Origin of the sequence: Deinococcus detaillensis (assembly GCF_007280555.1) — a bacterium.
GTDB classification, from domain to species: domain Bacteria; phylum Deinococcota; class Deinococci; order Deinococcales; family Deinococcaceae; genus Deinococcus; species Deinococcus detaillensis.
In genome coordinates this window covers 1-3,941 of sequence record NZ_VKDB01000063.1, presented here as the reverse complement: position 1 = coordinate 3,941, position 3,941 = coordinate 1, and the positions used below count along the sequence as shown (strand labels likewise).

The window sequence follows — 3,941 nt, the reverse complement described above, 5'->3', positions numbered from 1 at the left end:
AAATCAGTCAGGATTCTAAGCCTCGCGTGCGCGTCGTCTCATTCTGAAAATCGGCCACGCTTCTTCCACCTACGCAGTGCTGTCCCCACAGGAACAGCACTGCGTAGGTGGCTAGACAGTTGACCAGATGGCCTGAAGGGAGTAAGCTGATAGACATCAATAAGGTGATCATCAAACTCAAGGACGGCACTACGGTTTTTCTCGATCAAGACAGAATCGAGGCGGTGCAGAAAATGGCCTTTCGCCGATACCACAACACCATCTCACGCAATTATCGGGACGGCTTAAAGGTCAGGAGTGAGACGCTCGCCAGCTGGGTCATGGGCCGCCCTGCTGGAGAAGGCATGGTCTGGTGCCACATCAACGAACAGCCACTCGATTTCACCGCCGCCAACCTCGAAGCCCGCAAGCGCGGCAAGCACCTCACCTCGAAAGTCCGCGCCAAGATGGCGCACAAGATCAGCGAAGCCATGAGTGGGAAGAGTAATCCTGCAGCCCGGGGCAAGAAGTACATCGGCGTCATGGTCAAAGGAGCCCGTTTCGGCGCACAGATCGTCGAGGCCAAACAGCCCGGCCAGAAGCGCGGTAAGCTCACGTTCCTGGGTATGGCTGCCACGGAAGAAGAAGCCGCCAAGCTCTACGACGCCGCCCGCATTGCCAGAGGACTGAGTCCTGTAAATTTCACCGAAGGAGCTGCATGATCAAATCTGTTGCTGGTAAGCCCATTCTTTTAGGGGCCATCAGCATTGCCGTTGCCATCCTGCTCGGGGCGTGGTTCATTTTGGGAAAGACAACAGCGCCCATGAGCACAACGGCCACGGAAGAGTCGGTTCAACAAGTTTCCGAGCCTGCTCCCTCCGAAAATACGACTGATGGGCCGAGTCTGGAGCAGATTCGGGAAAATATGAGAAACGAAAGCCTGCGTCAGCGCAGCACGCCCACACCAGTGGGAACGACGAACACCGTCATGAACGCCTGCAAGAGCGAGATAAAGCGCCAGGGAAAAGACTGGGGATACGCCGTGGACAGCTACAACGATCCGCTCTACTTCAGTCTGGAGTACATGTACACGGATGGCCAACAGACGCATTACTGCATCTATGACTTGGTGGATAACGTCGTGATCGGCATCAAATAGAGCGCTAATTCTCTGTGCTCCTTTGCTGTCCCTGCCGGGACGTGCCCTACCTCGGGGCCATTCTCCTTTTAGTTCTGCGAGGCTCGTCCATCGGACAGCAAGCAATGAAATACCCCAGCAATCACGGGCAGTGATTCTGGAGTGCGGAACGAATGAGCGTTCCTATGTATATTAACAAAACCCAGGGCACACCACAAAACCCACTCGATCTGTTCATTGATCGCCTCGCCATCAAGCCGATGTGCAGCGACGATCCGAAGCGCTTCGGCACGCATCAGGAATTCAGGCACATTGCTCTGAAGCGCAGGATGATTCAGCCCAACAACCCGTATGAGCGCCAGTGCATCGTGATCGATCATGATTCAAGTGAAGCCGGTGCCGCCTGGATCGATGCTGGAGCGCCGCCACCGAACTTCATGATGGTGAATCCAGTCAATGGCCACGCGCACTATACCTACCTGCTGGACAAGCCTGTGATGATCTGGGGCGAGGGCTTCAGGGGCCGCAAGACCCCCTGGGATTTCTATCAGGACATTGCGGCCCGTTTAACGGCGATGCTTGGCGGCGACACCCGGTACAACCAGAACTTGGTGAAGAACCCACTGCACAGTGATTGGTGTACCCGCACTCTACGCACCAATCCGTATTCGTTGACCGAACTCGCCGAGCTGCTCCCCGGTATCGAGGTCATCAAGCCCCAAGTCGTTCACGGCGAAGGACGCAACCAGACTCTGTTCGACAACCTGCGGAAATGGGCTTACCTTGCCGCCCCGACTGCAAGAAAACAGAACAGTCCAACGTGGCAACTCGATGTCGAACAGAAGGCGTATGCCCTGAATGGTTTTGACGAACCGCTTCCGACAAACGAGGTGAAATCGGTGGCCAAGTCGGTTGCCTGGTACGCCTGGGAAAACGCTTACCGATTCGCAGCCTCTGCTCTTGGCGGCATGAAGCGCAGCAAAGTCCAGCGAGAAGACCGCGAAGAGATGAGCAAGGAAGAAGCCTACCAGCGTATGGCTGACGGCGGAAGGCTTGGTGCCGAACGCAACCAGGAACGGGTACGGTCTCTGATCTCAAAGGCTGTCTTTGCTCTATCCAACACAGCGAACCGATTGACTCAGCAGGTCATCGCTACTTTTGCGGGTGTATCGCTGAGCAGCGTGAAACGTCACCGTGATCTCATGACTTCTGCAAACCTGCAGAGCACAACAACAACAGAGGTACATCCTGATCTCACCCTGTTTGAGACCTCTTCTGGATCAGAGTCGCCTTCTCTTCCGATTTCCGAGCGGATCTGCATCGCTGCTCAGATTCTTCGGGAAACCAGCTCGCCGTCTACCCAGAAGTGGATCGCTGCCGTGGCCAATTGCTGCGTTCGGACCGTTCAGCGTCACCGTCAGGCCCTGAACGAGGACGCCTACCACCACCTGACCCGGCCCGATGTCCCAACCTTGCGCCTCGCCCGCCCGAATGCTGCCTGATCTGACGTACCCATGGCAAACTCTTTCCCTTTGAGCATGGAAAACGACACGGCCGCGAAGGATGCCCTGTTTTTTGAATCCCGGATCACTGCCCCGAAACCCACTTCAATCTCTATATCGAGAATAAAGAACGTCTCCTCTCTGCGATTTTTGATCAACGGTTTGGCATTCCTGGGACTGGCGAGAAATTCTGAAACCGAGGTGACGAGAACTCACGGCGTGGTACATCGCGCAGCTCCCCATTTCGATGTTCGCCGCAGAAAAAACCCTCAGCTTCAATGTCCCGGCAGGGACGGAGTCACCATAAAGAGGCACGAATTTACGATCAAGGCCATTGGCAGCTTTGGCCAGCAAATCAGCCCCACTTAGAAAGATGCCGTGAATTACGGCAACGTCATCGCCCACGTGGGCCGCGAAGTCACCATCCCTGATCTGTACAGCTATGAGCGCCACGTCATCATCACAATCGGCAAGCTGATCGTCCAGTGTATTTTGGATGGCGCGTGGAATGACGGCCTGAACTAAAACCCACCCCGTCCTTTTTGCCCCCGGCTTTGACAGCGGGGGCGCTGCTTTACAGGGAGATCACCCTGTACGACTACTACGAAACCGCCGCCGTTGACAATGCTAAGAGCATCCAAGCCAACCTTTTTGCCACTTGGGGCGTCAGTATTTATGACCCCCAGATGCGCCGTCAGGCCGAGAAGACCATTGAGAAGGAGAGTCGTGCAGACGTCGGACCTGGACATGAGGCAAACTCATTCCAGCCACCCAATAGCTCACCAGTCACGGTTGAGCATCTTGCCTTTACTGGCATATTGGACGTAGATCTCTGAGGTCTCGGTGCTGCTATGCCTGAGGTGGTCTCTTACCGCCAGCAAATCGGTGGTTTCGCTGTACATGCGGGTGCCAGCGGTATGCCGTAGACCATGCACTTCGCGGCCCTCGTACTTCACGCCTGCCCGTCGGCACAACCTGACGAGTGAATCCCGAATTCCACTGCGACTTCTCAGCCTCAACACCCAGGGGCCGAAGTCCGGCGTCGCTGCCAACCAGATCTTGAGCGCCTGCTCAGCCCGGCGCGAGAGCCCGACCGACTGCCGCCGTCCCCCTTTGCCCAGAATGGTGATCCTGGGTTGCTCGCCGTTCAGATGAACGTCGTCACGCCGCAAGGAGGACATCTCCGAGTTCCTCAGTCCACAGTCGGCACCGAGCAGCACGTAGACGCGTTCTTGAGGATCAGCATGCTGGAGCAGCGTGTCGATCTCCGCTTTGGTATAGGGTGCGCGTTTCTCCCAGCGTGGGGTGGGATCCGAAGCACC

General features: G+C 56.3%; 6 protein-coding genes. 5 read left to right on the top strand and 1 reads right to left on the bottom strand.

Features of this window, described 5'->3' with window-relative positions:
* The first annotated feature begins 164 nt into the window (after positions 1–164).
* The 5 genes from FNU79_RS18710 to FNU79_RS19320 all read left to right on the top strand — a co-directional run bounded on the left by FNU79_RS18710 (position 165) and on the right by FNU79_RS19320 (position 3,144).
* Positions 165–701 (top strand): hypothetical protein, encoded by a 537-nt coding sequence (locus tag FNU79_RS18710; RefSeq protein ID WP_143722305.1) that lies wholly within the window; start codon positions 165–167, stop codon positions 699–701.
* Positions 698–1,138, top strand: a complete 441-nt coding sequence (locus FNU79_RS18705) for a flagellar basal body-associated FliL family protein (RefSeq protein ID WP_143722304.1) — start codon at positions 698–700, stop codon at positions 1,136–1,138. Before FNU79_RS18710 ends, FNU79_RS18705 begins: the two co-directional genes overlap by 4 nt.
* Positions 1,139–1,302: 164 nt before the next feature.
* Entirely contained in the window at positions 1,303–2,619 is a 1,317-nt protein-coding gene (locus tag FNU79_RS18700; RefSeq protein ID WP_185974825.1) for a replication initiation protein, read from the top strand.
* Between the two features lie 36 nt (positions 2,620–2,655).
* Entirely contained in the window at positions 2,656–2,988 is a 333-nt protein-coding gene (locus tag FNU79_RS18695; protein WP_143722302.1) for a hypothetical protein, read from the top strand.
* A 9-nt stretch (positions 2,989–2,997) separates the two neighbouring features.
* The gene (locus FNU79_RS19320; RefSeq protein WP_185974824.1) at positions 2,998–3,144 is read left to right on the top strand and encodes a hypothetical protein; all 147 of its coding nucleotides are present in this window, start codon (positions 2,998–3,000) and stop codon (positions 3,142–3,144) included.
* A gap of 254 nt (positions 3,145–3,398) precedes the next feature.
* Here FNU79_RS19320 and FNU79_RS18690 read toward each other — a convergent pair.
* Positions 3,399–3,941: tyrosine-type recombinase/integrase (locus FNU79_RS18690; RefSeq protein WP_143722301.1), on the bottom strand; the 543-nt coding region annotated here is incomplete at its 5' end.

What these genes read in the sequence shown, in the direction of transcription:
- FNU79_RS18705 (WP_143722304.1), top strand. Translation starts at nt 698, where the DNA reads ATGATCAAATCTGTTGCTGGTAAGCCCATTCTTTTAGGGGCCATCAGC.
- FNU79_RS18700 (WP_185974825.1), top strand. Translation starts at nt 1,303, where the DNA reads ATGTATATTAACAAAACCCAGGGCACACCACAAAACCCACTCGATCTG.
- FNU79_RS18695 (WP_143722302.1), top strand. Translation starts at nt 2,656, where the DNA reads ATGGAAAACGACACGGCCGCGAAGGATGCCCTGTTTTTTGAATCCCGG.